This is a genomic window from Streptomyces sp. NPDC046712 (genome assembly GCF_040645695.1).
In the GTDB taxonomy this organism is placed as follows: Bacteria; Actinomycetota; Actinomycetes; order Streptomycetales; family Streptomycetaceae; genus Streptomyces.
Genome location: NZ_JBEYYW010000010.1, coordinates 1 through 23,887, shown reverse-complemented (window position 1 = coordinate 23,887; position 23,887 = coordinate 1). Strand labels below are relative to the sequence as shown.

Sequence of the window (23,887 nt, the reverse complement as noted above, 5' to 3'; positions counted from 1 at the left end):
ACTCGCCGAGGAGACCGGGCGGGGAACTCAACTCGCCGAGGAGACCGGGCGGGGAACTCACCGGGGAACTCGGGGAACTCAGCGGGGAGGCCGGGCGGGGATCCGCGGTGACGGGGTCGCGTCCCCGCGGATCTGCCGCCGGCCTCCCCGGGCCACTGTCGCGGTGGTCGCGGTGGGGGCTGACGCTCAGTCAGCCGCGCCGCGGGTCGTCGGGATCGACCGGGAACTGCCCCAGGGACTCTCCCCTCACCGGGGCGTCGCTCGGCGTGGGGGTCACCATCCCGCCCGTCGGCGTCTCAGGGCTTCCACTGTCGGACGGTGCGATCCGGCCGCGCCACTCGCCGGTTTCCCGGTCGTGTTCCTCGATGAACCCCTTGAAACGCTTCAGGTCGCCCTTGACGCGCCGGTCGAGAACGCCGAGCGCGTCCGCCGCCTTTTCGATGAACCCTCCAGGTTCCACATCCATGGCCAGGCTCACCCGGGTGTGCATCTCGTCCAGTCGCTGGAAGGTGACGACCCCCTTCTGCTTGACGTCCCCGCCGACAGTGCGCCAGGAAATACGCTCGTCCGGCAACTGGTCGACGATCTCGGTGTCGAACTCGCGCTGGGCGCCGCCGACCGAAGTACGCCAATGACAATGCCGGTCGTCCACCTGGCGAACCTCTTCCACGCCTTCCATGAAGTTCGGGAACTCTTCGAACTGCGTCCACTGGTTGTAGACGCTCCGCAGCGGTGAATCCACGTCGATGGACTGCTTCACCATGCTCACGGTGTCCTCCTTCGTTCCTTGTGTCGTTATTGCGCTGTGTGTCGGCGCGTACCCCGAACCGCATGCTTCAGTCACCGGCAGCCGGCGCCCGGCATTTCCGCGCTCGGCAGGACGACGCCAACACCGGCGCACTGAGGCGGCTTCGCGGGGCTGCCCGACCGAGCCGAGTGGGACACGGACTGCTATGGTTCCGCGCCCTGTTGGAGCAACGTTTCGAACGCGCCCTCCCCCACGACAGCGCGCCCACCGTCCCGGTGGAGGAAACCCTCGGCTGACTTAGTGGTCGGCTCCGGAAGTCCTTCGGGGGTTGATCAAACTGCAGTGGAAGTTCACCACCTCCGACCTGGACGATCTGCTGGCCCGGCTCGACCGGCACGCACCCGCCGACCGACAAGAAGAATCCTCCGTCGCAGGTCCGTGAAGTCATTGGGCGTAACGACCTTGCGGTCCTGCTCTCGGCGGGTAACTGGCAGGCCGGCGCCTTGACCTCGGCGACCTGCAGCGGGGTGAACGAGGGCGGCCTGACCGAGCGCCTGCGGTCGGACAGGGCGGGCAGGCCGCCGGCGACGAACCGGCCCCGCCAGGTGCGCACCGTGTCCACGTAGATCCGCGTCTGCGCGGCTACCCGGGCATTGGAGCGCCCCCGGGCCGCCAGCAGCACGATGGTTGCCCACTGGCGGGCCTGATGCGGGGCCTTGTGGCCGTAGGCCATCTTCTTCAGATGATGGCGCTCGGCGGCGGTCAGCACCACGGGCACGGCAGAACAGGCAGGCATCGCAGGCGGGGTGACCGAATCTTCCTGAGCGGGTACGCAGTGATGGGCTCCCGCAGGCTCAGCTGGCGGGCGGGGCTGTCGCGGGCCGCGTCTGCTGGACCAGGACGGTGGTGGCGCGTTCCAGAAGCTCGCAGAGTGCGGCGTGTTCGGAGGGCGTGAACGCGTCGGTGAGCGCGCGCTCAAGGATGATCACCTCCTTGTAGGCGCTGTCCAGCAGCGTCTGGCCCCCATCGGTGAGGGTGGCGATCTGCACCTTGGCGTGCACCGGGGACGTCTCGCGGCGGATCAGTTCCTTGGTCTCCATATTGGTCAGCACGCTGCTCATGCTCTGCTGCGTCACCCCGCAGGAGCGGGCCAGTTGGGCGCCGGACATGCCGCCTTCGCGCGAGAGGATCAACAGCACGGTGTACTGCGTCATGGTCAGCCCGTAGGCACGCAGTACTGCCTCGTGGTGCGCCATCAGCGCCTGCTCCGACCGCCTGATCCGGGTGCAGAGGTCGTTCTCGATCGGGGCTTCCACCGCGTACTCCCACTCCATTGACAGGTTCATGGGTTGACTCAGGAACCTTACATGTCTACCGTTACTCGACTGTAAGGATACTGAGTCAACCCAGGGGGCTGTAACCATGAAGGCTGTCGTTCTCGACGCCGATGACCACTACCGGGTGGCCGAACTCGATGAGCCCGCCCCCGGCCCCGGCCAGGTGGCGATCCGTGTGGCCTACGCCGGGATCCAGTGGGGCGACACCATGGTCAGGGACGGCCAGTTCGCCGTACCGCGTCCCTTCGTCCCGGGGTTCGAGGCATCCGGGCACATCGTCGCTGTCGGCGCGGGTATCGACGCACGCCGTGTCGGTGAGGCCGTCGCCGCGCTGACCACCTCTGGCGCCTACGCCGAAGTGGTCCTGGCGTCCGCCACGCTCACGTTCGGCATCGGCAGCATGCCGCTGAGAACAGCCGCAGGTCTCGGGTGGGGCGCACCGACCGCCTACGACCTGATCAACACCACCGCGAATGTGCGGCCTGGCGAAAGCGTGCTGATCCACGCCGCCGCCGGCTCAGTCGGCACGCTCGCCGCCCAGTTCGCCCGACTGGCCGGAGCAGGCCGGATCGTCGGTGTGGTCAGCACTGCCGACAGGGCCGACTACGCCGCACAGTTCGGGTACGACCAGCTCCTGCTCCGCGAGGAGTTCCCGGCCAAGCTCGGCGACGAAAAGCCCGACGTCATCCTCGACCCGGTCGGCGGCTCGACCCGCACCGCCGGCCTCGAGCAGCTCGCAGTACACGGCCGACTGGTGGCATACGGCAACCTCGCCACGTACGAACCCGTCCTTGCCGACGCCAACGACCTCCTCATGCACGGCAAGTCACTCCTGACCTACAACAGCAACCTGCTCAGCCGGACCCACCCCGAGCGGCTCGCCGACAGTGCCCGCCGCGCACTCGGCCTTGTCGCCGACGGCACGGTCCGCATGGACATCACCACCGAGTACGCCTTCGGAGACCTGGCCACGGCCGTGCAGCACCTCGCCGAGGGCACAACCCATGGCAAGAGCATCCTCCGCGTCGCCTGACGACACGCAGAAAGCACCGACCACGAGGCGGCTCCCGCGATGAACCCCGCCAGGATGGGAAGGGATCACCTTGGACGCGGGAGCGACCCCATATGACTCAGCGCTGGGCAGCGGCCTTGGCCGCTGCCCAGCATGCCGTGCCCCACACAGCCACACCAATCGCGTCAAGCCCCGAAGGACTTTCGGAGTGAACCACTCAGCCGACGCCGCGGGGGCGGTACTGGACGCTGATGCGGGGCCCGACCGCGCGGCTCGTCTTCGGGATCGCGTGGTCCCACGTGCGCTGGCAGGTACCGCCCATCACCACCAGGTCGCCGTGCCCCAGTGGGAGCCGGAGCCCCACGGGGCCGCCGCCGCGCGGGCGGAGCGCGAGGTCGCGCGGATCGCCGAGGGAGAGGATGGCGACCATCGTCTGCTGCGTGGACGAGCGGCCCGTCCGGTCGCCGTGCCAGGCCACGCTGTCACGGCCGTCGCGGTACAGACACAGGCCGGCGGTGACGAAGGGTTCGCCGAGCTCGGGCGCGTAGTGGCCGCCGAGGGCGGAGCGGGCCTCGGCGAGGGCGGGGTGCGGGAGCGGCTCGCCCTCGCGGTAGTACGCGAGGAGACGGGGCACGGCGACCACGTCGTCGTACATCCTGCGCTCCTCGGCCCGCCACGGCACGCACCCGGCCAGCTCCTCGAACAGCGCGTCGGCCCCCTGGAACCAGCCGGGCAGATGATCGACCCAGGCCCCGCCGGCCAGCGCGATCCGCTTGATGCCGACCAGCGGCCCGGGCCGGGGGTCGTCGCCCTGGTCGAACAGGGAGGCCTGGAGGCCGGCGATGTCCGGTCGTGCTGCGGTCATGACTCCAGCTTAACCACAGAATCGAACGTATGCGCGACTGGCATTCACCCCTGCCGGTCGCGGCGGGCTCAGTGCCCGTCCAGTCAGCGCAGGGATTTCCAGAAGTCGTACTGGTGGTCCTTGGCGAAGTCCACGGAACGGATGCCTCCGGGCCCCGAGGCAAGCGACTGTACGTTCGGCGCCGCCGGCGTGGTCGGCTTCCAGTCGGCTTCGCCCGTGCGGGCGAAGCGGGACCAGATACGGATCATCTCGCGGGACAGGTCCTGCTGCGCCGGCGTGAGCGACTCGTAGGCGTCGAGCTCGAAAAGATAGGGGAGTTCAAACATGTGCGCGGCCCCTACGTCGAACCCGGGCTTCTGATACCCCGCGTCCGCGTACCAGGGAACCTCGCCGTCCGCGAACTCGTACGTGTACGTCGGCACTTGGCGGGCAAGCGCCCGGCCCGTGTCGATGGAGTGGCGGGCCCAGTTGCCGTCGGTCAGGGCTGCCGCGAGGGCGAGGGCCGGTGAGTTTCCGTACGCACTGATGGGGTACTGGGCGGCGACGGTGGGAGCCTGATCCTTGAACGTGCCCTTCAGGTGGCGGTCGTAGTCGACCCGGTCGAACTGTGCGGCCGGGTCCTTGGTCGCGATCTTCTTCGCCAGCTCGAAGCCGTAGACCCTGCCGCGCTCCTCGTGGCGGTTGATGCCCTGCAGCACCGGCACCTTGTTGAACTTCCCCGTGGCGAAGGCCTCCTGGGGCGTGCGGGGCAGCAGGGTGCCGCCGTAGGTCGGCCCGTACTCGGGTCCGGTGCCGAAGTGGTTCACCAGTCGGTCGACGGGGGTGGTACGCCAGTCCTCCTCGGGACGGCCCTTCCGGAGTGCTTCGACGGTGTCCTTGCCCTGAACAAGCGCGGCCGCGCGCTCCCGCCGACCCATGTCAGCCGTGCACGGGGCGCTCTGCAGGATGACCCGGTCGAAGAGACCGGCCGACGACGGGGCGACCATGTGAGCGCAGGTACTGTAGCCGCCGGCGGACTGCCCGAAGAGCGTGACGTTGTCCGGATCGCCGCCGAACGCGGCGGCGTTGCGCCGCACCCAGCGAAGCGCCGCCTGCTGATCGAGGAAGCCGTAGTTCCCGGACTCGCCGCGCTTCTCCAGGTCCGGGTGGGCAAGGTACCCCAGGGCGGCCAGTCGGTAGTTGACCGTCACCACGACGACGTCTCCCTCGGCGGCGAGCCGCTGAGCACCGTACATGGCACAGCGGCGCTCGCCGGTGGGCGGGGCGGCGTAGGGGATGCCCTGGAACCTGCGCACGGTGTCGGTCACCGTGCCTCTCACGATGCCCTTGTCGGTCCGTACCAGCGAGGGGTCGCCGTTGCCGTGGTCCGCCGATCTCGGCCCCGGGGCGCGTACGCCAGTGCCCGCCATGGGCAGCACACGGGGCGGGCGTTTCGCATATGCCGATGGTTCTTTCGTGCACGACCCTGTTGCACTCGGGACGCCGGTGGCAGTGTGTCGGTACGCGGTCTCGCAAACCCACCCCCGGAGAGGGATCGCGCACCTGGTCCCGCCTGCCGCCCAGCGGGCGGGACCGCGCCGCCCCTTCCCGGCTCCCCACGGGAAGGGTCGAGGCGCGCGCCCTCACGGCGGCGGTACGTTCCGGCACGGCGGCATTGTCAGACCCTCCTCGTAGCGTGAGAAGCGAGGGCCGGGCCTTGCCGGCCACCTGAGTGCGGGAGCGGTCATGGGCGAGATCAGCGTCGACAGGCAGCACCTGGACCGTCTGCTGGCCGACAGCGCCAACACGTACGACGCCCCCTACCAACGGGCCTTCGCCGACCTCGCCGCGACGCACCGCGGCCGCCCTGTCGGGGAGATCCTGCCCCTGCTGCGCGCGGCCGCCGACCGCGCGCTGCTCGGCTTCACCCGGGCGGACCTCCGTGAGCAGGCCGAGGCGATCAGCACCGGGCAGCCGTACGTCCTACGGGTCCGCGTCGCCGGCCGCTGACCGGCACAGGAGCGCTGTGACCGATCCGCGCGAGGGTGTGCGATCACGGCCGCAGTCTGGGATCCGCCGTCGCCCGCCTGCGCACCCACGGCGCCGAACTCGTCGGCGAGCTGGAGCAGTACGAGGAGAGCTACCGGCTCTGCTATGTCCGCGGCCCCGAGGGCATCATCGTCGGCCTGGCCGAGCAGCTCGGCTGACGTGGATCTCATCCGGTGCAACAGGCTCTCGTATGTCCAGGCCCTGATGCGCGGAGGACTCCGGAACCACTCGCAACCCAGGGACTTCATAGACAATTTTTCCGCCTTGGCGCCAGGGAGACAGCACTTCTGACCTGCGAGTTCATGGGCCACTATCCAAGCCCTGGCACCCGTGGCGCCAATTAGTGGCTCGCCATGGCGCCATCGATGCGCCATGATGGCACCACGGGCAGCTCACCCTTCGGCCCATAGGCCGAGGGTTGCGCGTTTCGCGGAGTGGGCCATCAAAAGGGGGCGGATCATGGAGACAGCACAGAGCCGGCAGCAGGCGGCACCCGGCGCGTTCACCGCCTTCGCCCGCTTCGTGCTCTGCGGCGGCGGGGTGGGGCTCGCCTCCAGCTTCGCCGTGGTCGCCCTCGCCTCCTGGATTCCCTGGGTTCTGGCCAACGCCCTTGTCACCGTTGTCTCGACGCTCCTCGCCACCGAGCTGCACGCCCGCTTCACCTTCGGCGCGGGCAGGCGCGCGACCTGGCGCCAGCATGCGCAGTCGGCCGGGTCTGCGGCGGCTGCGTACGGGGTCACCTGCGTGGCGATGCTCCTCCTGCAGCAGCTGGTGGCGGCGCCCGGTGCGGTGCTCGAGCAGGTCGTCTACCTGTCCGCCTCCGCACTCGCCGGTGTCGCGCGGTTCGCGGTGCTGCGCGTCGTCGTCTTCGCACGGAACCGCTCGCGGGCCACCGTCACGGTCCGCACCGCCCGCCCCGTGCACGCGACGGTGGCTCGCGCCTCGGTTCCGGCCGACCCCGGGGTGCTGTGCCGAGCCGCCTGACGGTTCCGTTCGAGCGGCTCGCTGCCCGCCCGTTCACGCGTCAGCGGCTCACGGTGGTTTCCCGTTCCATGCGCGTCAGCTTCTCGGGGTTGCGGACGGAGTAGAGCCCGGTGACGAGGCCGTCGTCGATCCGCAGGGCCACGACCATGTCGATCTCCCCGTCGATCCGCACGATCAGGGCCGGGTGGCCGTTGCTCCGTGCCGGCTCCACCGTCGCCAGGGGTCCGAACACCGTCACGCCGGCGGCGATAAGGCGTGCCACCTTCTCGGCTCCCACGACGGGACGCGGCATGGCCTGTTTGATGCCGCCTCCGTCGCTCAGGGCCACGACGTCCGGCGCGAGGAGGTCGAGCAGGCTCTGCAGGTCGCCCGTCTCGAGGGCCCGCTGGAAGGCGTCGAGCGCCGCCCGGGTCTCGGCAGCGGAGACGACGCCGCGCGGTCGGCGCGCGGAGACGTGGGACCGCGCCCGGTGAGCGATCTGGCGGACCGCTGCGGGGCTCTTCTCCACGGCCTCCGCGATCTCGTCGTACTCGAGTTCGAAGACCTCACGGAGCACGAACACCGCCCGCTCGGTCGGCGCGAGCGTCTCCAGCACCAGCATCATCGCCATCGAGATGCTGTCGGCCAGCTCGACGTCCTCGGCCACGTCCGGGGCGATGAGCAACGGCTCCGGCAGCCAAGGCCCCACGTACGACTCCTTGCGCCGGCTGAGTGTGCGTAGCCGCATGAGGGCCTGCCGGGTGGCGATCCGGACCAGGTACGCGCGCGGCTCGCGCACCGTGTCGAGATCGACGCCCGACCAGCGCAACCAGGTCTCTTGGATGATGTCCTCCGCGTCCACGGCCGAGCCGAGCATCTCGTAGGCGACCGTGAAAAGCAGGTTGCGATGGGCGACGAACGCCTCGGTGGCGGGGTCCAGGCGGCGACCGTCCTCGCGCATGCGCGGGTCTCCTTTTCGTTCGCTCTCGAATGTGTCCGCCTCACAGGACACCCGACTCCCCCGCCCTGTGACAGCTCTGCGCCGACACGCCCTGTGACGTGCGACATATCGAGGCGCTGTCACAGACTTCGGCCTCCCGGCATCTCATGTCCGACCAGTCACCCTGACAAGGAGGCCGACATGAAGGTTGTGGTGGTGGGCGCCGGCTACGCGGGAATGCTCGCGGCGAACCGGATCACCAAGAAGGTGAAGACCGCCGAGATCACGGTGATCAACCCGCGCCCGGACTTCGTGGAACGCGTACGACTCCACCAGCAGATCGCGGGAACCCATGTCGCCGCGACGCCCCTCACATCGATGCTGCGCGACGGGATCACCGCACGGGTCGGCACCGTCGAGAAGATCGGCGACGGCTGCGCCACCCTCGACGACGGCGAGAGCCTCGCATTCGACTACGCGTTCCTCGCCGTGGGCAGCACGGTCCGGCCGATGCCGGGAACGATCCCGGTGGGCACCTGGGAAGGCGCGGAAGAGGCGCGCACGACGCTCGCCTCGCTTCCTCCGGACAGCGCGGTCACGGTGATCGGGGGCGGCGCGACGGGCATCGAGACGGCCGCCGAGCTGGCCGAGGCGAGGCCGGACCTCCGGGTGCGGATCGTCGGGCCGTCGGTCGCCGACAACTTCTCCCACCGGGCACGGGCACGGGTCCGCGCCGAACTGCGGCGGCTGAACGTCGTCATCGTGGACGACGGTGTCACGGAGGTCGTCGACGGCGTCGCACGCCTTCGCTCCGGAGCCGCGTTCGCCTCCGACCTGACCCTGTGGGCCATCGTGGCGGGCGTCCCCGACCTGGCGGCACGCAGCGGCCTCACCGTCGACACGGAGGGGCGCGCGCTCGTGGACGACTGTCTCCGCAGCGTCGACGACGAACGGATCTTCGTCGTGGGCGACTGCGCGGCGGTACCCGGAGCCCGCTTCGCCTGCGCGCTCGCCGCGCCGCAGGCCGCTCACGCGGCCGACACCCTGGCCCGCCTCATCGAGGGCCGCGCCCTCGAGCCGTACTCCCTGCGCTACCTGGGCAGGGCCGTCACCCTCGGCCGGAAGAGCGCGGTGGCCCAGTTCACCCACCCCGACGACACTCTTCGGCGCACATGTCTCACCGGGCGCACCGCGGTCGTACTGAAGGAATTGGCGACCCGCGGCGGAAAGTACGGGGCCCGCACGGGAACCGGCGGCTGAACAGCGAGCCCGAGCGGGACCGAGCGGTCGGCTCCTGGGACGCGCCCGCGTCGAGGGAGCCGACCTCGCTTCACTCGTCGAGCCTGGCGAACGACTCGAACTGAACGGAGAGTTGCTCGGCTCGGCGCGGCCCGCCCGCGCCACCGCGCCCGCCAACACCCCCGCTCGGAAATCGCTTCCCCTGCGCCCCGAGCGTGCCTGATGATCGGTCCTCGAACGTGCGCGTCCGTCCCAGAGAACGAGGCAGGCAGTCGATGGAACTCATGCCCCACAATCCGACCGAAGGCGTCTACGCGGCCACCGACGACTATGTGCACGCGATGGAAGTACGAGGCGCCGCACGGCTGCTGTTCGTCGCCGGCACCATGGGCCTGGACCCGGCCGGCAAGCCCGGGGCCGGTCTGGAGGAGCAGCTCGACCTGATCTGGTCGAACATCCGCGTCATCCTCGCCTCTGCCGACATGACGGTCGACAACATCGTGCGCCTGACCAGCTACCTGCGTGACCCGGCCTACGCCGAGGCCAACGCCGCCGCCCGCACGGCTGCGCTGGGCGGCAGGCCCGTACCGACCACCGCGATCGTCGCCACCACGCTCACCAGCGAATGGCTCGTCGAAATCGAGGTCATCGCCGCGGGCTGACGCCCGGCACAGGGTCGGCTCGCGTCAGGAGTGCTCGCGCTTGAGCGAGTCCTTGATGCCCTCGGCGCGTTCGCGAACGCTCTTCATCGTCTCGCGGATCTTGGTCCTTGCCTGGTCGGTCCTGCCCTCGGCCTCGAGTCGCTCGTTTCCGGTGATCTTTCCTGCGACCTCCTTGAGCTTGCCCTTGGCCTTGTCCATGGCGCTGTTCATGCCCGTGATCCCTTCGTCGACGGATCGGCCGCACGTCCACGCTAGATCCGGCCCGGCTGTGGTGCCTGCCGAGGCCTGTCGGCGTCCGCCGTCGCGCCCGATCCAGGCCGGCGTCACCACCAATAGGCCGGATACCTCGGCGCCCCGCGTCGCATACGAGAGGCGGCGTACCCGGTCAGGACGAGGAGGACGGCCGCGCCCAGAAGGAGCGGCAGGAACCGGACGGGGTCCGGGGTCTGGAGCACGATGACCACTGCGGTGGCGCACGCCGGGGAGTGCGGAGTGCGCGCCGCGATGTTGCCTGCCAGGGTGATGCCGGCCGCGACGGCTGCTGCCCACGCGCTGCTGCCCACCGCCGCGAGAACGCCGAAGCCGACCGCGCTGCCCAGCAGATGGCCGATGATCACGCTGCGCGGCTGGGCCAGGGGCAGGGTCGGGGCACTGTGCACCAGAGCGGCACTCGCGGCCAGCGGCGGTATCAGCACGGGCTCGTGGATGAGGGCGCCGATCGCGACGAGCCCCAGGAGAACGGCGGTCGCGCCGCTGATGCTGTGGAGTGCGGCACCGGGCGCGGGCCGTGCCGGAGGCCGGAGGAGCTTGGCGGGTCGTGCTGTCTTCGGCTCGGATGGGTCGACGTCGGAGCGCAGGGCGGCGTCGGTACTCATGTGCAGGAATTCCAGGTGCAGGCGGCTGTGATCAAGGAAGACGCGAGGGCGGGTCCTCGCACGGCTCACTGTGGTCGACAGTCGGCCAGGCTTGTGCCCGCCTCGATGGGGCAAGCACAGACGCACACGACCTTATACAACTTGTAGAAGACGTCGGCGGCGGGGCCGGGCCTGCGGTCACGGGGCCTACGAGGTGCGCCAGGACCTCAGGCGATCGGCGATGTCGTACGAGTTCAGCCGTAGCGCCTTGATGTCGTTGATCAGGTCGCGCCACGGCTCGTACGCGGTGTCCACGCGGTGGCCGGACGCTTCCAGGTAGGCGATGGCGATGCCGTACCCGTAGAGCTCGTTCCGGGCGGGAAGCGGGCGCAGGAGCACGCACTCCTCCAGGAACACCGCGGCGCGCCAGAAGGCGTCCGGGTCGGCTTGGTCGAGATGCGGGGTGTTCACCCGGTGGCGGACGGCCATGCCGACCAGGACGGAGAAGTCGGTGACGGTGAGGTCACCGCGGAGGATGTCCTCTTGACGGTCCAGCAGCCATCGGTGGTCGACAAGCAGTCTCACCGGTTCAGGCCGCCCGCGACGTCTCGCGCTTGGACACCGACGGGAGTCCGCCGAAGTCGGCGTCGAACCGGTCCATGACGCCCGGGGCACTCGTGGCGCGGCGGAACGCGGCGGTGGCCGTTTCCAGGAGCTTGTCGTGCTCCTTCTCCGTGGCCACCCGCGCCAGGTAATCCTTCAGGGACAGACCGGCGTCGTCGGCGAGGGCCTTGAGCCGGTCACGTGTCGTGTCGTCGATCCTGACGGAGGTGTCTGCCATACAGTCGAGTATGCAGCACCGCATACAGCCGTGACCACCCCCTCGCCCGCCCTGTTTCCGGCCTGCCGCGGCCCCTGGCCGCCGGGGTGGACCGAGCCCCTCCTGACGATGGGCAGGCGGGTACGCGGCGTAACGTCTTAATGGTGGACACCGCGAACAGCCTCGTGGCCCGTGCGGCCCGGGAGCTCAGTCTGAGTGCGGACCGACTGGTCCATGAAGTGGAGCAGCGCCTGCGTCGTGACGTCCCCGAGCTCTGGCAAGGCCCGACCGTCATGGCGAGGGAGAACGTCGCCGACCACGTGCTCACCGCTCTGTTCGGCCTCGAGCAAGGAATCGAACCGAGAGACGTCGAACCTCCGGCCGCCGACATCGAGCGCGCACGTCTGCTGGCGCGCCACGGCGCACCGGTCACCGCGATGCTGCGGGCCTTCCGGCTCGGACAGGGGGTCATTCTCGACCGAATGCTCGAAGAGATGCCCCGGCTGACGAACGATGCCGAGCTGATCGGAGCGGCATCGCGCAGGCTGGTCGCACTGATGACGGGGTACGTGGACCGCACGTCCGAGCGGGGCGTCATGGCGTTCCAGGAGGAACGGGATCTTCGACTCCAGTGGCGGCTGGCCACGGTGAGCGAAGCGGGCATGCGTATCGGGACCACATTGGACATCGCCCGCACCACCCAGGAACTGGCGGACGTCGCCGTCGAGCATTTCGCCGACCTCGTCACCGTCGACCTGCTCGACTCCGAGTTCCACGGACACGACACACCGGCGGTCGGCCCGCTCGAACTGCGCCGGGTCGCCCTGCGGTCAATAGGGGACGACACCCCGGAGCCGACGGTCCGACCGGAGCAGCTCCACACCTATCAGGACGGATCGCCGCCGGCCCGCGCCCTGGCCACCGGGCAGCCCTCCCGGCACCACCTCGACGGCTCCGGCCCCTCCGCCGGTACGGCGGCACCTCGTACCGACCTCGCCATCGGTGACGACCGCTTCCACTCGATGCTGGTGGTGCCGCTCCGCGCCCGGGACACGACGCTGGGTGTCGCGCAGTTCTTCCGTCACAGCACCCCCGACCTCTTCGACGACGAGGATCTGCTCCTCGCCCAGGAGATCGCCGCCAGGGCCGCGGTGGCCGTCGACAACGCCCGCCGCTACACGCACGCGCGCGCCACCTCTCTCACCCTGCAACGCAGCCTGCTCCCGCGGCACACGCCGCGACAGTCCGCCATGGACGTCGCCTGTCGCTACCTGCCGGCCGGCGGTGAGGAAGGCGTGGGGGGCGACTGGTACGACGTGATCCCGCTGTCCGGAGCCCGTGTCGCCCTCGTGGTGGGGGACGTGGTCGGCCACGGCATCCATGCCGCCGCCACCATGGGCCGCCTGCGGACGGCGGTCCGAACGCTGGCCGACATCGACCTGCCGCCCGACGAGCTCCTCACGCACCTGGACGATGTCGTCATCCGTCTGTCCGCCGAAGCCTCCACCGACCCGGGCAGGGACCCGGACGAGGAAGCCGGCGGCGACATCGGCGCAACCTGCCTGTACGCGGTCTACGACCCCGTCTCCACCCACTGCACCATGGCGCGCGCGGGGCATGTCCTTCCCGCCGTGGTGACCCCGGACGGGTCCGTCGAACTCCTCGACCTGCCGCCCGGCCCACCACTGGGTCTGGGAGGTCTGCCGTTCGAGGCGGCGGACTTCGAGCTGCCCGAAGGCAGCGTGATCGCCTTTTACACCGACGGGCTGATCGAAACCCGGGACTGCGGCATCGACAGCGGCCTTGCCGCGCTGCGACACGCCCTCGCCCAGTCAGATCCCTCCCTGGAGGTCACCTGCGACAAGGTGCTGGAGGCCATGCTGCCGACCCGCCCGGAGGACGACGTCGCGCTGCTCCTGGCCCGCACCCACGCCCTCGGAGCCTCCCAGGTCGCCACCTGGGACCTGGACGCGGACCCCGCCGCCGTCGCCGGAGCCCGGTCGAACGTCTCCCGGCAGCTCGCCGCGTGGGGCGTCGAGCAACTCGAGTTCACCGCGGAACTGGTGGTCAGTGAACTGGTAACCAACGCCATCCGCTACGGCCGGCCCCCCATCCGTTTGCGCTTGATCCACGACCACAGCCTCATCTGCGAGGTCTCCGACGGCAGCAGCACCACCCCGCACCTGCGCCGGGCCCGTGTCTTCGAGGAGGGTGGCCGCGGCCTGCTCCTGGTGGCCCAGCTCGCCGGACGCTGGGGAACGCGCCACTCTCGGCACGGCAAAACGGTCTGGGCCGAGCTGAGCGAATCCGACGCATTCCCTTCTGCCGGACTGCCGGAGCTGATCTCCCTTTAACAGGAGTCCCCGATCGCGCGGGAGCACCGTCCGGACCGGATTCGGCTCACGTCGTGCTCGACGGCGTCGCTCCGGAGACGGTTCCGCAGATCCGCAGATCTCACCCCACGAATGACCCACCGCACGGGCGCCTTCAGAACGTGCTCTCGGCGCGGGCGACCAGGTCCAGGGCGATGTCGGTGATCATGTCCTCCTGGCCACCCACCATGCGGCGCCGGCCGACCTCGACCAGGATGCTGCGCGTGTCGAGGCCGTACCGGGCGGCGGCGGTCTCGGCATGGCGCAGGAAGCTGGAGTACACGCCGGCATGGCCGAGGCTGAGGGTCTCGCGGTCGACGCGTACCTCGCGGTCCTGGAGCGGTCGTACGAGATCGTCGGCGGCGTCCATGAGCGGGAACAGGTCGCAGCCGTGGTCCCAGCCGCTCAGGTCGGCGACGGCGATGAACGCCTCCAGCGGGCAGTTCCCGGCCCCCGCGCCCTGCCCCGCGAGGGACGCGTCGACGCGTACGGCACCGTGCTCGACGGCGACGACGCTGTTGGCGACGCCGAGGGCGAGGTTGTGATGGGCGTGGATGCCCATCTCCGTTTCCGGGTTCAGTACGTCGCGGTAGGCGCGGAAGCGTTCACCGACGTCGTCCATGGTGAGGCGGCCGCCGGAGTCGGTGACGTAGACGCAGGAGGCGCCGTAGGACTCCATGAGCTTGGCCTGGCGGGCGAGTTCGGCCGGTTCGGCCATGTGGGACATCATCAGGAAGCCGGCGACGTCCATGCCCAGTTCACGGGCGGCGGAGATGTGCTGGGCGGAGATGTCGGCCTCTGTGCAATGGGTGGCGACGCGCACCGAGCGGATTCCCAACGCGTGTGCCTGCTTGAGGTCGTGCAGCGTGCCGATGCCGGGGAGGAGGAGCGTGGTCGGTACGGCGTTGACGGTGACGTCCGTGACGGCTTCGATCCACTCCCAGTCGGTGTGGGCGCCGACGCCGTAGTTGATGCTGGAGCCGGCCAGTCCGTCGCCGTGGGCGATCTCGATGGCGGCCACTCCGGCGGCGTCCAGGGCGGCGGCGATGGCACGTGCCTGGGTGACGGTGTAGCGGTGGCGGACGGCGTGCATGCCGTCTCGCAAGGTGACGTCCTGAACGTACAGGCGGGTCATCGCACGGCCCTCTCTGTGGTGCGGTGGGCGGCCATGCGCTCCGCGGTGCGCAGTGCGGCCGAGGTCATGATGTCGAGGTTTCCGGCGTAGGCGGGGAGGTAGTGTGCGGCGCCCTCCACCTCCAGGAAGACGGAAATCTTGAGGGCCTCGTCCGCGCCCGAGGCGAGTGCGCGCAGGGGGTCGTCGGACGCCACCTTCTCGTACTGCACCTTCTGCTTGAGGCGGTAGCCCGGTACGTACGCCTGGACGCGGCCGACCATCTCCTCGATGGACGCGGTGACCGCCTCGGGGGCGCAGTCGGAGACCAGGCAGTGCACGGTGTCCCGCATGATCAGCGGCGGTTCGGCCGGGTTGAGGACGATGATCGCCTTGCCGCGGGCCGCGCCACCGACCCGCTCGATGGCGGACGAGGTCGTCTCGGTGAACTCGTCGATGTTGGCGCGGGTGCCGGGCCCGGCGGAGCGGGAGGCGATGGAGGCGACGATCTCGCCGTAGTGCACCGGTGTGACGGAGTTGATCGCGGCGACGATCGGGATCGTGGCCTGGCCGCCGCAGGTGACCATGTTGACGTTCGGGGCGTCGAGATGGGCGTCGCCGTTGACCGGCGGCACGACGTACGGGCCGATGGCCGCCGGAGTGAGGTCGACGAGGGTGCGGCCCAGCGGGCGCAGCACCTCGTCGTGGTGGCGATGGGCGCCGGCCGAGGTCGCGTCGAAGACGATCTCGATGTCGGCGAACTCGTCCAGCCTGGTGAGTCCTTCGACGCCTTCGTGGGTGGTGGCGACGTTCAGGCGGCGGGCGCGTGCCAGGCCGTCGGAGTCCGGGTCGATGCCGGCCATCGCGGCGATCTCCAGGCTGTCCGACAGTCGCAGGATCTTGATCATGAGGTCGGTGCCGATGTTGCCGGAGCCGATGACGGCCACCTTGGTCCTGCTGCTCACTGCTGGTCTCCTTCCGGTGCGAACCGGACCCGTACGGAGCCCAGGTCCAGGATGTGGGCCTCGAACACGTCGCCGGGGGCGGCGGGGGCCATCGGGCCCAGGGCCCCGGTCAGTACGAGATCACCGGCGCGCAGCGGGTCGCCACGCTCTGCGAGCGCCGAGGCCAGCCAGGCGGCCGCGTTGAGCGGGCTGCCGAGGCAGTCGGCGCCCGTTCCCTCGGAGACGGTCTCGCCGTTGCGGGTCATGGTCATCGTCACGGCACGCAGGTCGACGGCGGTGAGAGGTACCGGGGTTGCTCCGAGGACGTACAGGCCGCAGGAGGCGTTGTCGGCGACGGTGTCGACGAGGGAGATGTCCCAGCCGGCGATGCGGCTGTCGACAATCTCCAGTGCGGGCAGCGCGAAGTCGACCGCGCGCAGCACGTCGACGACCGTGCACGCGCGATGCGGCAGATCGTGGCCGAGGACCAGGGCGACCTCGGCCTCCACCTTCGGCTGGAGCAGTCCACCGGCGGGCACCTCGCCGCCGTCCGGGACGGCCATGTCCGCGAAGAGCGCGCCGAAGTCGGGCTGGTCGACACCGAGTTGGCGCTGGACGGCTGCGGAGGTCAGGCCGATCTTGCGGCCGACGATCCGGCGGGCCGCGTCCAGTCCGCGCCGGACGTTCAGCTGCTGCACGGCGTATGCGGTCTTGAGATCACCGCCCTCGTCGAACAGCTCGCGCACCGGTCGGCAGGCGGCGCCGGTACGGGCGGCCTCCGCCAGCAGGTCGGCGGCCTTGACCACGGCCGGTGGTACCGCGTCCGGGCGGACGCCCTCGGGGTCGGCGTCGGGGCCGGGGTCGGGGCCGGGGTCGGTCGACACGGATGCCTCCAGGGAGGAAGGAGCAGCGGGTTGACTCCGATATAGACATGGCCTTCCCGAAGGGACAAACATTGTTCCGTGACACGGAACAATGCGGGTGGCAGCATGCTGGAGAAGGCGGCGCTCATCCTCGAAAGCTTCAGCCCGAGCGGCGGACCGTACCGCCTGTCGGAACTTTCGGAGCGCACCGGCCTGCCGAAGCCGACGGTGCACCGGCTGGCGGCGGATCTGGTGGGTCTGGGCTGGCTGGAGCGCTCGGGCCCCCAATACCGGCTCGGCGCGAAGCTCTTCGAGCTGGGCTCGCTCGTCCCGCACCGCCTCGACCTTCGGGAGACGGCCCTGCCCTTCCTGCAGGACCTGTTCGAGGCCACCCGCGAAACTGTCCATCTGGGCATCCGCGAGGGGCTGGAGGTGGTCTACCTCGAACGCATCCATGGTCACGAGGCCCTGCAGCTGCCCTCCCGCATCGGTGGCAGCCTGCCGCTCAGCTGTACGGGTGTCGGGAAGGCCCTGCTGGCCTTCTCCGGCGACGAGCTGACCGAGGAGCTGCTGTCCCGGCCGCTGCCCAGCCTCACCGCCCACTCGATCACCGACCCGGCGCGCCTGAGCATGGCCCTGGAGAAGATCCGGGTCTCAGGTCTTGCCTACGAGGAGCAGGAGGCAGTCCTCGGCGTGAGCTGCATCGCGGCCCCCGTCTTCGCCGGCGGCACCACGGTCGCCGCCCTGTCGGTCGCCGTACCGCGCGAGCGCTTCCGCCCCGCCCAACTGGCCCCGGCCGTGCGAACCGCGGCGCTCGGCCTGTCGCGCGTGCTGCGGGGCGGCGGCTGACCGAGACGCTGCCGCGGAGGCGTGACGGGCGCCACCGCAGATCGGGTCGTCGCGCACAGCGCCCGGGGCCAGGCCGACCGGCCGACCTGGTGGGCCCCGGGCGCATTCCTCAACTTCGCGTGTCGGCCGGGCGAAGGGGTCAGGCGAGGGCGAGGAAGAGCTTCTCCAGCTCGTCCTGCGACATGGGCGGTTCGTCGGAGTCTTCGGCGAGGCACTGCCGCATTCCGCTCGCCACGATCTTGAACCCTGCGCGGTCCAGGGCGCGGGAGACCGCGGCCAGCTGGGTCACGACGTCCTTGCAGTCGCGGCCCGCCTCCACCATGGCGATCACAGCCGCCAACTGCCCCTGAGCGCGCCGGAGGCGGTTGAGGACTGGCCGTACCGATTCTTCGTCCACCTGCATGGAGATCCTCCTTAACCAACCGCCAAGAATACCCCCTCGGGTATCAATCAGAGGGTGACAGAGTTCTCTTCGTACCCTTCTATGGTGCGGAACGCCGCTGCGCCGCGAGAGCGGGTTGCCGCCGCGAAGCCCTCCACAGCCGGACGGCGACCGCGGCGGTCAGTGCGGCCCCGAGGGCCGCCCACGTGGCCGGGTGGATCCACACGGCGGTGTCGAGTTGTTGCGCGAGTACGAAGACGCCCATGACGACGACGAACCAGCCGAAGGCGGTCCTCAGCGCGCCTTGCGGGATGCGGCCCGCGAGCCGGCCGCCGATGAGACTGCCCGCCACCGCGGCGACCGTCACGGTCAGGGCGAGGCGCCAGTCGATCGTCACGCCCGAGAGATGCCCGGCGAGTCCGGCGAAGGAGTTCATCGCGATGACGAGCAGGGAGGTGCCGACCGCGACGCCCATCGGCAGTCCGCCGAGGATCGCCAGGGCCGGGACGACGAGGAAGCCTCCGCCCGAGCCCACGAGTCCGGTCACCGCGCCGACGACGAGACCCCCCACCGCGACGTACCCGAGCCTCAGCTCGCCGTACGCGGGCCGCGGCCGCTCGCGGTCGCCCCGGGGCCGCCGGATCATCACCGCCGCGGTGGCGAGCATCATGAGCGCGAAGGCGGCGAGCAGCACCGTGCCGGGCACGTACTCGGCGAGTCGGCCTCCCCCGTACGCGCCGGCCATGCTGAACGCTCCGAAGAACAGTCCGGTCCGCCGGCGGACCCTGCGGGCCCGCGCGTGGGGCACCAGTGCGGCCAGGCTCGTGACGCCCACCACGAACAGCGAGATGGCGATCGCCTCCTTGGTGTCCTGACCGGCCAGGTAGACCAGGATCGGAACCGTGAGGATCGAACCGCCGCCGCCCAGCAGGCCGAGGCTGACGCCGACGAGCAGGGAGGCGGCGACGATGAGCGCGGTCACGACGTGCTCCGCAGCTCCGCGATCACCGTGCGAATGTCGGAACGCGGACCCCGGTTATAGGGGAGCTTGGAGAGCAGGACGCCCATCGCGCAGGTGTTGCTGACGGCCGCGTAGGTCAGCCCGGCGCCGACCGCGGTGCCGATCAGGTGCGCGCCGGGCACGAACACGCCGGCGAGACCGGTGGCCAGGACGAGGGAGCCCGCGACGAGCCGGACCTGGCGCTCCATGTCCCAGCGTTCGGGGCCGCGGTTCACGGGCGCGCCGGCCGAGTCCCAGGCGACGATGCCGCCTTCCAGAACGCGGAGGTTCGGCAGGCCGGCCTCGGTCAGGGCCTGCTCGGCCTGGGCGGCACGGGTCCCGGAGCGGCAGACGAGCACGACGTCCTCGTCGAGGTGGGCGAGGAGCTCGGCCCGGTGCTCGCGCAGGGTGTCGAGGGGCACGTTGTACGAGCCCGGGATGTGTGCCGTGCGGAACTCTCCGGGGGTGCGCACGTCGAGCAGGCGCGGCGCGCGCCCTTCCTGGACGAGCCGGTGCAGCCCGGCAGGGGTGATGGAGGGCGTGGGGGTGGTGCTCATGGTGGCTCCATTGCGAAGAAAATACCCAGGGGGGTATACGGGAGGGCGTGCGGGGCCCATGTGGTCGACGAGGACGGGGGACGCGGGGGGAGCGCCGGTCAGGGGCCGGCAGGCACGGTCGCGCCGGCCGGCTCCGCCGCGAGTGCCCAGGCGGCGTGTCCGCCGAGGAGGTCGGAGACGTCCTCGAAGCCGCGGTGGCGCAGCAGACTCGCCGCGACGGAGGAGCGGTGGCCGCCCGCGCAGTGCACGACCAGTGGCCGGTCGGCGGGGAGTTCCTCGGTGCGGCGCGGGAGCTCGCTGAGCGGGATGTGCAGGGCGCACTCGATGTAGCCGTTCGCCTCGCGTTCGCCGCAGGTGCGGACGTCGACGACGACGGGAGGGTTGTCCTCCGCCAGGGCGGCACGAAGCTGCGCGGCGGTGACCCGGCGGGCGGGGAAGAGCGCTCCCGCCAGTTCCTCCAGGGCGTGCTCGGGGTTGCGCAGGTAGCCCACCGCCCGGTCGAAGCCGATCCGGGCGAGCCGGGTGACGACCTCCTCCTCTCGGTTCTGCGGAGCCACGACGACCAATGCGTCGGCCGGGTCGAGCACGGTTCCGGCCTGCTCGGCGAACCGCCCGTCGGCGGGCACGTTCACCGCCCCGCGCACGTGCCCGGCCGCGAACTCTTGCGGGGAGCGGGCGTCCACGACGACCGCCCCCGCCTCCCGCAGCGCGGCGAACTCGGCGAGCGCCAGCGGCCTGGGGGCTGCGGAAGCGTCGTAGCGGATCCGGTCCTTGCGGTTCAGCTCCGCGTCGTGGGCGAAGTAGCCGGGTGCGGCGGCCTGGCCGGCGGTGACGAGCGCGACGAACTCCTCCCGGCCCATCGGCGCGCACGCGTAGTTGGTGGCCCGCTGCTCCCCGATGGTCGACTGCTTCGCCGTCGACAGGTTCTTGCCGCAGGCGGAGCCGGCGCCGTGGGCGGGGAAGACCCGGACCTCGTCGGGCAGGCCCATCAGCTTGCTCTGCACGCTGTCGTGGAGCATCGCGCCGAGGTCCTCGGCGGTCACGCCCACCGAGGCGAGCAGGTCGGGACGGCCGACGTCGCCGATGAACAGCGCGTCGCCGGTAAGCACGCCGTACGGAACGGGGTCTTCGGCGTGCTCGTACACGAGCACGCTGATCGACTCCGGGGTGTGCCCCGGCGTCTCCATGACCTCCAGGGTGACGTCGCCGAGAGAGATCCGCTCGCCCTCGGCGAGCTTGCGGATCGGGTACTCGGTCTCGGCCCGCCAGCCGTAGCCGATCCAGGCCCCGGTCGCGTCCGCCATCTCCAGGTGCCCGGCGACGAAGTCGGCGTGGAAGTGGGTGTTGATGACGCCGACCACGGTGAAGCCGTGTGCCCGGGCGTCGGCCAGGTACTCGGAGACGTCCCGGCGCGGGTCGACGACGACGGCCAGGCCGGTCTTCTCATCGGCGATCATGTACGACGCCTGAGAGAGGCAGTCGAGGTAGTACTGGGTGAAGAACACGGCAATCCCTTCATGAGGAAACACGCACCCCGGAGGCGGGTGCGGGCAGGCAGAGCGATTGCCCGCCCGGCGTGACGGGTTCCGGGCGGGTGGACGGCCCGAGCGTTCAGGCGGTGAGAACAGCCGTGCCACTCACCAGCGGCCGGCCGCCCGGCAGGTCACTGACCACGGCGCCGAGCTCGGACAGCGGCACGCTGCGCGCGCCCGGTACATGGCCCGCCATGCACTCGTCGGACTCGCGAACGCCCACGACGAACGCGACGTGCGCGATCTCCGCCGCGAAGTCGTCCAGACCTACGTCACGCATCGAGGTATCCCTCGCTCTCGATACCCCCTGGGGTATTTACGCATCGACCGTAAGGCGACGTATGGAGCGAAGTCAAATACCCCCCTGGGTATCCTCGCGATGAGCAGGACAGTGATGAGGAGGGGCACGGCCCGGGCTACCAGCAGGTTCGCCCGCGGATGGAAGCCCTGATCGAGGAATCCAACTCCACCCCCGCCGCCCCGGGCACGGCCGAGATCTTCGTCCCCGGTGAGCCGGAGGCGCATACCGCCGAGCGGCTGCGCCCGGAAGGAATCACGGTCGTCGAGCCCACCTGGGCCTCGTCGGCGAAGATCGCCGACGACACCGGCGTACCGCCGGCCGTCCCCCGCTTCCCCGCCGTGCGACAGGAGCATCCCGCGTGATCGCGCTGACCGTGTCCGTGCAGGCCGTCTCCGGCTGCCGGGACGAGTTCCTGGCAGCCATCAAGGACGTGGTCCGCGACCGGGAAGACGATGTGGGTGTCGGCAGGGATTCCGTACCGATTTCTCAACCGGGGCCAGGTGGCCGTCGTCGACACGCACTGTGACGAGAAGCTCCCGCACCCGGTTCACCGCCGGGGGACGCGCCCGGCATGTCCGTCGTTCAGTCGCAGCAGTCGCAGCAGCACTTGCACGGGTTGCAGCAGCCACCGCCGCAGCCGTCACCCGAACCACCGCCGGAACCACCAGAGCCACCAGAGCCACCAGAGCCACCGGAGCCATGACCGCCGCCCGAACCGCCGGTGGAGCCGCCGGAGTTGCCGCCTCCCGAACCACCGAACCAGCCGTCACCCCCGGAACCGTCCCGGCTCGAGCCGCCGCTGCGGTTGCCGTCGCCGAACTGGAAGGGCTCGCTGTCGTCCTGACCGGCGTCCTCGTTGCAGCGGCAGCAGTTGAAGCACAACCTGCAATCGCCGCACAGCCGGCGCCACTCACGACACCGCCGGCACTGCCCCTCCGGCGGCCGGTTCGACGCCATCGGCCCGTCCGCCGGGGCCGCGCCCGCGAGCACGCCGACGCCGCACGCCGTGCCCGTGCCGCTCTCCGAGGGCGTTTCCGTCGCCGTACGGCGTCCCAGCCAGGGCAGCATGCGCGGGCCCCGCGCCTGGCGGCGGTGCTGATGGTGACGATGCCGAGGGTCGAAGGCTCGATCGACGGCACGCTCCAACTCGTCGCCCAGAAGCGCCCCCACCAGCCGTCCGTCGACGAACACGGCCTCGGACAGGGCGAGTCGGATGCCATGGACGGCGTCGTCGCAGAGCCGGCGCACCTCGGCGCGGTCCGCGCCGGTCACGGCGATCGGGTTCCACGCGCCGGACGCCTCGTCCGAGTCCAGGTCCTCCACCGCGTCCAGCAGATGCGCCAGTCGACCGAACAGACGGCCGGCCTCCGCCAGCGGTTCGGCGTTGGCCGGGCGGTCCGTGAGTACTGCGGTGTACGCGAAGGCGGCTGCGGTTGCCGTCTCCGTGGGCTCCGTGACCGTCAGCAGCGAACCACCGGGGCCGGTCGACCGCTCGACCTCCGGCTGGCGCTCGACCGCCCCGAGCAGCACCGCGGTGTCGAAGCCGAGTCGTTCGCCGCCCGCGGCGCCCGCACGATCCCAGCCGCGGGCGATCCGGCGTGCCGCCGGCCTCACCGGGCGGCGCCCCAACAGGCTGTCGCCGTCGGCCACATGGTCACGTATCTTCGCCGAGGCCAGCACCAGCGACACCGTCGCCGCCAGCCGCGCACCCTCACCCTGCGCCACGTCCGCCGACCGCATCCCGCGCAGCGGGCACGGACCGGCGGCTCGCCGCCAGTCCCCGGTACGCTCCGACTGCGCTTCGGTCAGCACCGAGATGATCAGGCCGTCGTAGTTGGTGGCCACCCTCGCGAACTGCCCGTACTCGCTGCGCAACGCCAGGCACAGCCCACACAGATGCGCCATCCACTCGGTACGCAAGCCCTCGCCCAGACGATGACGGCATGGCCTGATGATTCCGAACACCGAAGCTCTCCCCCGCAGGAACACCTACCCCGACACATCCAGCCGCACGGCTCACCGACGCGAGACTGCACATGAGGCACGACCGCGCGCGACGTCAACGAGATGTGACATCGACGCGCGGCCGACATCCTAGAGGGTCCCCTCCGAGGGGTGTCTGCGGAGACAAGTACGCCAGTGTCCGAGGTCGTTGCGTGCCGAACAACCAAAACGCCCCCGCAAGGAGGAGGTCCCCCTCCGGCATCGTCAGCGACCGCGCGAGCTCGGCGCATCCCCCCTGCTCAGCGCACTCTCCCCCGCGGCTTCAGCGGCGTGTCGGGCAGTCCCGGGGCCAGGCATCCCCGGCCATCGGGCCTTGGGTCGATGCTGTGATGGCTAGGCGCTGGCCAAATCCCCTCAGGACCGTTACGCCTCGTGCCATGAGTTCGTGGTGGAGTTGCGGTCTGCCGCGAGCCGACGGCGGCACGGCAGCGCAGCCGTTTGGCGAGCAGCGAGCCGACGCCCATCGCGAAGACCATCAAGGACAGCACGACGGAGGCCTGGGTG

Annotated in this window: 27 protein-coding genes and 2 pseudogenes; 10 read left to right on the top strand and 19 right to left on the bottom strand. The window is 70.6% G+C overall.

The genetic code is table 11. The features are described 5' to 3' along the window. Positions 1–190 precede the first annotated feature (190 nt). The 3 genes and pseudogenes from ABZ939_RS15345 to ABZ939_RS15335 all read right to left on the bottom strand — a co-directional run bounded on the left by ABZ939_RS15345 (position 191) and on the right by ABZ939_RS15335 (position 2,094). A complete protein-coding gene (locus tag ABZ939_RS15345; protein WP_361854571.1) occupies positions 191–763 on the bottom strand; it encodes an SRPBCC family protein in 573 nt (190 codons plus the stop codon). A 478-nt stretch (positions 764–1,241) separates the two neighbouring features. Then, positions 1,242–1,481: pseudogene (locus ABZ939_RS15340) on the bottom strand (helix-turn-helix domain-containing protein); the annotation flags it as partial. Positions 1,482–1,602: 121 nt separating this feature from the next. After that, positions 1,603–2,094 (bottom strand): MarR family transcriptional regulator, encoded by a 492-nt coding sequence (locus ABZ939_RS15335; protein WP_361854005.1) that lies wholly within the window; start codon positions 2,092–2,094, stop codon positions 1,603–1,605. Between the two features lie 76 nt (positions 2,095–2,170). Between ABZ939_RS15335 and ABZ939_RS15330 the strand changes: the two genes are divergently transcribed. Continuing rightward, positions 2,171–3,118, top strand: coding sequence for a zinc-binding alcohol dehydrogenase family protein (locus tag ABZ939_RS15330; RefSeq protein ID WP_361854002.1), 948 nt, complete (start codon positions 2,171–2,173; stop codon positions 3,116–3,118). Positions 3,119–3,314: 196 nt separating this feature from the next. Here the strand turns inward: ABZ939_RS15330 and ABZ939_RS15325 are convergent, their stop codons facing one another. Continuing rightward, the gene (locus ABZ939_RS15325) at positions 3,315–3,962 is read right to left on the bottom strand and encodes an alpha-ketoglutarate-dependent dioxygenase AlkB (RefSeq protein WP_361853999.1); all 648 of its coding nucleotides are present in this window, start codon (positions 3,960–3,962) and stop codon (positions 3,315–3,317) included. An 83-nt stretch (positions 3,963–4,045) separates the two neighbouring features. Next, on the bottom strand, positions 4,046–5,371 hold the full coding sequence (locus tag ABZ939_RS15320) for a carboxylesterase family protein (protein WP_361853997.1): 1,326 nt from the start codon (positions 5,369–5,371) through the stop codon (positions 4,046–4,048). A gap of 316 nt (positions 5,372–5,687) precedes the next feature. Between ABZ939_RS15320 and ABZ939_RS15315 the strand changes: the two genes are divergently transcribed. From ABZ939_RS15315 to ABZ939_RS15305, 3 genes and pseudogenes are all read left to right on the top strand, one after another. Next, on the top strand, positions 5,688–5,951 hold the full coding sequence (locus ABZ939_RS15315) for a hypothetical protein (protein ID WP_361853994.1): 264 nt from the start codon (positions 5,688–5,690) through the stop codon (positions 5,949–5,951). Between the two features lie 68 nt (positions 5,952–6,019). Then, a pseudogene (locus ABZ939_RS15310) lies at positions 6,020–6,148 on the top strand (VOC family protein); the annotation flags it as partial. A 301-nt stretch (positions 6,149–6,449) separates the two neighbouring features. Beyond that, the gene (locus ABZ939_RS15305; RefSeq protein ID WP_361853991.1) at positions 6,450–6,974 is read left to right on the top strand and encodes a GtrA family protein; all 525 of its coding nucleotides are present in this window, start codon (positions 6,450–6,452) and stop codon (positions 6,972–6,974) included. Positions 6,975–7,014: 40 nt separating this feature from the next. Here ABZ939_RS15305 and ABZ939_RS15300 read toward each other — a convergent pair whose 3' ends face one another. Next, positions 7,015–7,914 carry an RNA polymerase sigma-70 factor gene (locus ABZ939_RS15300; protein WP_361853989.1) on the bottom strand — a complete coding sequence of 300 codons (900 nt, stop codon included), beginning with the start codon at positions 7,912–7,914 and terminating at the stop codon, positions 7,015–7,017. A 180-nt stretch (positions 7,915–8,094) separates the two neighbouring features. Between ABZ939_RS15300 and ABZ939_RS15295 the strand changes: the two genes are divergently transcribed. Then, positions 8,095–9,153 (top strand): FAD-dependent oxidoreductase, encoded by a 1,059-nt coding sequence (locus tag ABZ939_RS15295; protein ID WP_361853986.1) that lies wholly within the window; start codon positions 8,095–8,097, stop codon positions 9,151–9,153. Between the two features lie 263 nt (positions 9,154–9,416). Beyond that, the gene (locus ABZ939_RS15290; protein ID WP_361853983.1) at positions 9,417–9,794 is read left to right on the top strand and encodes a RidA family protein; all 378 of its coding nucleotides are present in this window, start codon (positions 9,417–9,419) and stop codon (positions 9,792–9,794) included. Between the two features lie 24 nt (positions 9,795–9,818). Here the strand turns inward: ABZ939_RS15290 and ABZ939_RS15285 are convergent, their stop codons facing one another. From ABZ939_RS15285 to ABZ939_RS15270, 4 genes are all read right to left on the bottom strand, one after another. Then, positions 9,819–10,004 (bottom strand): CsbD family protein, encoded by a 186-nt coding sequence (locus tag ABZ939_RS15285; protein ID WP_361853980.1) that lies wholly within the window; start codon positions 10,002–10,004, stop codon positions 9,819–9,821. A 113-nt stretch (positions 10,005–10,117) separates the two neighbouring features. After that, complete coding sequence (locus tag ABZ939_RS15280; RefSeq protein ID WP_361853977.1) at positions 10,118–10,669, bottom strand: HPP family protein; 552 nt, start codon at positions 10,667–10,669, stop codon at positions 10,118–10,120. A 186-nt stretch (positions 10,670–10,855) separates the two neighbouring features. After that, a complete protein-coding gene (locus tag ABZ939_RS15275; RefSeq protein ID WP_361853974.1) occupies positions 10,856–11,233 on the bottom strand; it encodes a toxin Doc in 378 nt (125 codons plus the stop codon). Between the two features lie 4 nt (positions 11,234–11,237). Beyond that, on the bottom strand, positions 11,238–11,489 hold the full coding sequence (locus ABZ939_RS15270; protein WP_361853971.1) for an antitoxin MazE7: 252 nt from the start codon (positions 11,487–11,489) through the stop codon (positions 11,238–11,240). Positions 11,490–11,629: 140 nt separating this feature from the next. On the opposite strand from ABZ939_RS15270, the gene ABZ939_RS15265 reads away from it, so the two are divergent. Further along, positions 11,630–13,822, top strand: a complete 2,193-nt coding sequence (locus ABZ939_RS15265) for a SpoIIE family protein phosphatase (RefSeq protein ID WP_361853968.1) — start codon at positions 11,630–11,632, stop codon at positions 13,820–13,822. A gap of 133 nt (positions 13,823–13,955) precedes the next feature. Here the strand turns inward: ABZ939_RS15265 and dmpG are convergent, their stop codons facing one another. Genes dmpG through ABZ939_RS15250 form a run of 3 tightly spaced genes read right to left on the bottom strand, consistent with a single transcriptional unit; the run spans position 13,956 to position 16,701 of the window. Then, positions 13,956–14,975: a 4-hydroxy-2-oxovalerate aldolase gene (gene dmpG / locus ABZ939_RS15260; RefSeq protein ID WP_361853965.1), complete on the bottom strand. Its 1,020-nt coding sequence runs from the start codon at positions 14,973–14,975 to the stop codon at positions 13,956–13,958. Next, complete coding sequence (locus tag ABZ939_RS15255; protein ID WP_361854568.1) at positions 14,972–15,859, bottom strand: acetaldehyde dehydrogenase (acetylating); 888 nt, start codon at positions 15,857–15,859, stop codon at positions 14,972–14,974. Before ABZ939_RS15255 ends, dmpG begins: the two co-directional genes overlap by 4 nt. A gap of 53 nt (positions 15,860–15,912) precedes the next feature. Continuing rightward, positions 15,913–16,701, bottom strand: coding sequence for a fumarylacetoacetate hydrolase family protein (locus ABZ939_RS15250; protein WP_361854565.1), 789 nt, complete (start codon positions 16,699–16,701; stop codon positions 15,913–15,915). Between the two features lie 183 nt (positions 16,702–16,884). On the opposite strand from ABZ939_RS15250, the gene ABZ939_RS15245 reads away from it, so the two are divergent. Beyond that, complete coding sequence (locus ABZ939_RS15245; protein WP_361854562.1) at positions 16,885–17,607, top strand: IclR family transcriptional regulator; 723 nt, start codon at positions 16,885–16,887, stop codon at positions 17,605–17,607. Between the two features lie 139 nt (positions 17,608–17,746). Here the strand turns inward: ABZ939_RS15245 and ABZ939_RS15240 are convergent, their stop codons facing one another. The 5 genes from ABZ939_RS15240 to ABZ939_RS15220 form a co-directional block, all read right to left on the bottom strand. Beyond that, entirely contained in the window at positions 17,747–18,010 is a 264-nt protein-coding gene (locus ABZ939_RS15240; protein WP_361853962.1) for a metal-sensitive transcriptional regulator, read from the bottom strand. 79 nt (positions 18,011–18,089) lie between these two features. Further along, a complete protein-coding gene (locus ABZ939_RS15235; RefSeq protein ID WP_361853959.1) occupies positions 18,090–18,971 on the bottom strand; it encodes a sulfite exporter TauE/SafE family protein in 882 nt (293 codons plus the stop codon). Further along, a complete protein-coding gene (locus tag ABZ939_RS15230) occupies positions 18,968–19,546 on the bottom strand; it encodes a rhodanese-like domain-containing protein (protein WP_361853956.1) in 579 nt (192 codons plus the stop codon). The genes ABZ939_RS15235 and ABZ939_RS15230 overlap by 4 nt, the downstream gene beginning before the upstream one ends. Before the next feature lie 98 nt (positions 19,547–19,644). After that, on the bottom strand, positions 19,645–21,051 hold the full coding sequence (locus ABZ939_RS15225) for a rhodanese-like domain-containing protein (RefSeq protein ID WP_361853953.1): 1,407 nt from the start codon (positions 21,049–21,051) through the stop codon (positions 19,645–19,647). 106 nt (positions 21,052–21,157) lie between these two features. Beyond that, entirely contained in the window at positions 21,158–21,358 is a 201-nt protein-coding gene (locus tag ABZ939_RS15220) for a hypothetical protein (RefSeq protein ID WP_361853950.1), read from the bottom strand. A 158-nt stretch (positions 21,359–21,516) separates the two neighbouring features. Here ABZ939_RS15220 and ABZ939_RS15215 point away from each other — a divergent pair, with 158 nt between their 5' ends. Then, on the top strand, positions 21,517–21,741 hold the full coding sequence (locus tag ABZ939_RS15215) for a hypothetical protein (RefSeq protein ID WP_361853947.1): 225 nt from the start codon (positions 21,517–21,519) through the stop codon (positions 21,739–21,741). Beyond that, positions 21,738–21,905 carry a hypothetical protein gene (locus ABZ939_RS15210; RefSeq protein ID WP_361853944.1) on the top strand — a complete coding sequence of 56 codons (168 nt, stop codon included), beginning with the start codon at positions 21,738–21,740 and terminating at the stop codon, positions 21,903–21,905. Before ABZ939_RS15215 ends, ABZ939_RS15210 begins: the two co-directional genes overlap by 4 nt. 56 nt (positions 21,906–21,961) lie before the next feature. On the opposite strand, the gene ABZ939_RS15205 is transcribed toward ABZ939_RS15210, so the two are convergent. Then, positions 21,962–23,344: a DUF5685 family protein gene (locus tag ABZ939_RS15205; RefSeq protein ID WP_361853941.1), complete on the bottom strand. Its 1,383-nt coding sequence runs from the start codon at positions 23,342–23,344 to the stop codon at positions 21,962–21,964. Positions 23,345–23,887 lie beyond the last annotated feature (543 nt).

Excerpts from the sequence above, each read along its gene's own strand:
- ABZ939_RS15245 (WP_361854562.1), top strand. The coding sequence starts at position 16,885 with ATGCTGGAGAAGGCGGCGCTCATCCTCGAAAGCTTCAGCCCGAGCGGC.
- ABZ939_RS15265 (WP_361853968.1), top strand. The coding sequence starts at position 11,630 with ATGGTGGACACCGCGAACAGCCTCGTGGCCCGTGCGGCCCGGGAGCTC.
- ABZ939_RS15315 (WP_361853994.1), top strand. The coding sequence starts at position 5,688 with ATGGGCGAGATCAGCGTCGACAGGCAGCACCTGGACCGTCTGCTGGCC.
- ABZ939_RS15270 (WP_361853971.1), bottom strand. The coding sequence starts at position 11,489 with ATGGCAGACACCTCCGTCAGGATCGACGACACGACACGTGACCGGCTC.
- ABZ939_RS15230 (WP_361853956.1), bottom strand. The coding sequence starts at position 19,546 with ATGAGCACCACCCCCACGCCCTCCATCACCCCTGCCGGGCTGCACCGG.
- ABZ939_RS15305 (WP_361853991.1), top strand. The coding sequence starts at position 6,450 with ATGGAGACAGCACAGAGCCGGCAGCAGGCGGCACCCGGCGCGTTCACC.
- ABZ939_RS15345 (WP_361854571.1), bottom strand. The coding sequence starts at position 763 with ATGGTGAAGCAGTCCATCGACGTGGATTCACCGCTGCGGAGCGTCTAC.
- ABZ939_RS15220 (WP_361853950.1), bottom strand. The coding sequence starts at position 21,358 with ATGCGTGACGTAGGTCTGGACGACTTCGCGGCGGAGATCGCGCACGTC.
- ABZ939_RS15255 (WP_361854568.1), bottom strand. The coding sequence starts at position 15,859 with ATGATCAAGATCCTGCGACTGTCGGACAGCCTGGAGATCGCCGCGATG.
- ABZ939_RS15325 (WP_361853999.1), bottom strand. The coding sequence starts at position 3,962 with ATGACCGCAGCACGACCGGACATCGCCGGCCTCCAGGCCTCCCTGTTC.
- ABZ939_RS15285 (WP_361853980.1), bottom strand. The coding sequence starts at position 10,004 with ATGAACAGCGCCATGGACAAGGCCAAGGGCAAGCTCAAGGAGGTCGCA.
- dmpG (WP_361853965.1), bottom strand. The coding sequence starts at position 14,975 with ATGACCCGCCTGTACGTTCAGGACGTCACCTTGCGAGACGGCATGCAC.
- ABZ939_RS15330 (WP_361854002.1), top strand. The coding sequence starts at position 2,171 with ATGAAGGCTGTCGTTCTCGACGCCGATGACCACTACCGGGTGGCCGAA.
- ABZ939_RS15280 (WP_361853977.1), bottom strand. The coding sequence starts at position 10,669 with ATGAGTACCGACGCCGCCCTGCGCTCCGACGTCGACCCATCCGAGCCG.
- ABZ939_RS15215 (WP_361853947.1), top strand. The coding sequence starts at position 21,517 with ATGGAAGCCCTGATCGAGGAATCCAACTCCACCCCCGCCGCCCCGGGC.
- ABZ939_RS15320 (WP_361853997.1), bottom strand. The coding sequence starts at position 5,371 with ATGGCGGGCACTGGCGTACGCGCCCCGGGGCCGAGATCGGCGGACCAC.
- ABZ939_RS15335 (WP_361854005.1), bottom strand. The coding sequence starts at position 2,094 with ATGAACCTGTCAATGGAGTGGGAGTACGCGGTGGAAGCCCCGATCGAG.
- ABZ939_RS15290 (WP_361853983.1), top strand. The coding sequence starts at position 9,417 with ATGCCCCACAATCCGACCGAAGGCGTCTACGCGGCCACCGACGACTAT.
- ABZ939_RS15295 (WP_361853986.1), top strand. The coding sequence starts at position 8,095 with ATGAAGGTTGTGGTGGTGGGCGCCGGCTACGCGGGAATGCTCGCGGCG.
- ABZ939_RS15240 (WP_361853962.1), bottom strand. The coding sequence starts at position 18,010 with ATGCAGGTGGACGAAGAATCGGTACGGCCAGTCCTCAACCGCCTCCGG.
- ABZ939_RS15300 (WP_361853989.1), bottom strand. The coding sequence starts at position 7,914 with ATGCGCGAGGACGGTCGCCGCCTGGACCCCGCCACCGAGGCGTTCGTC.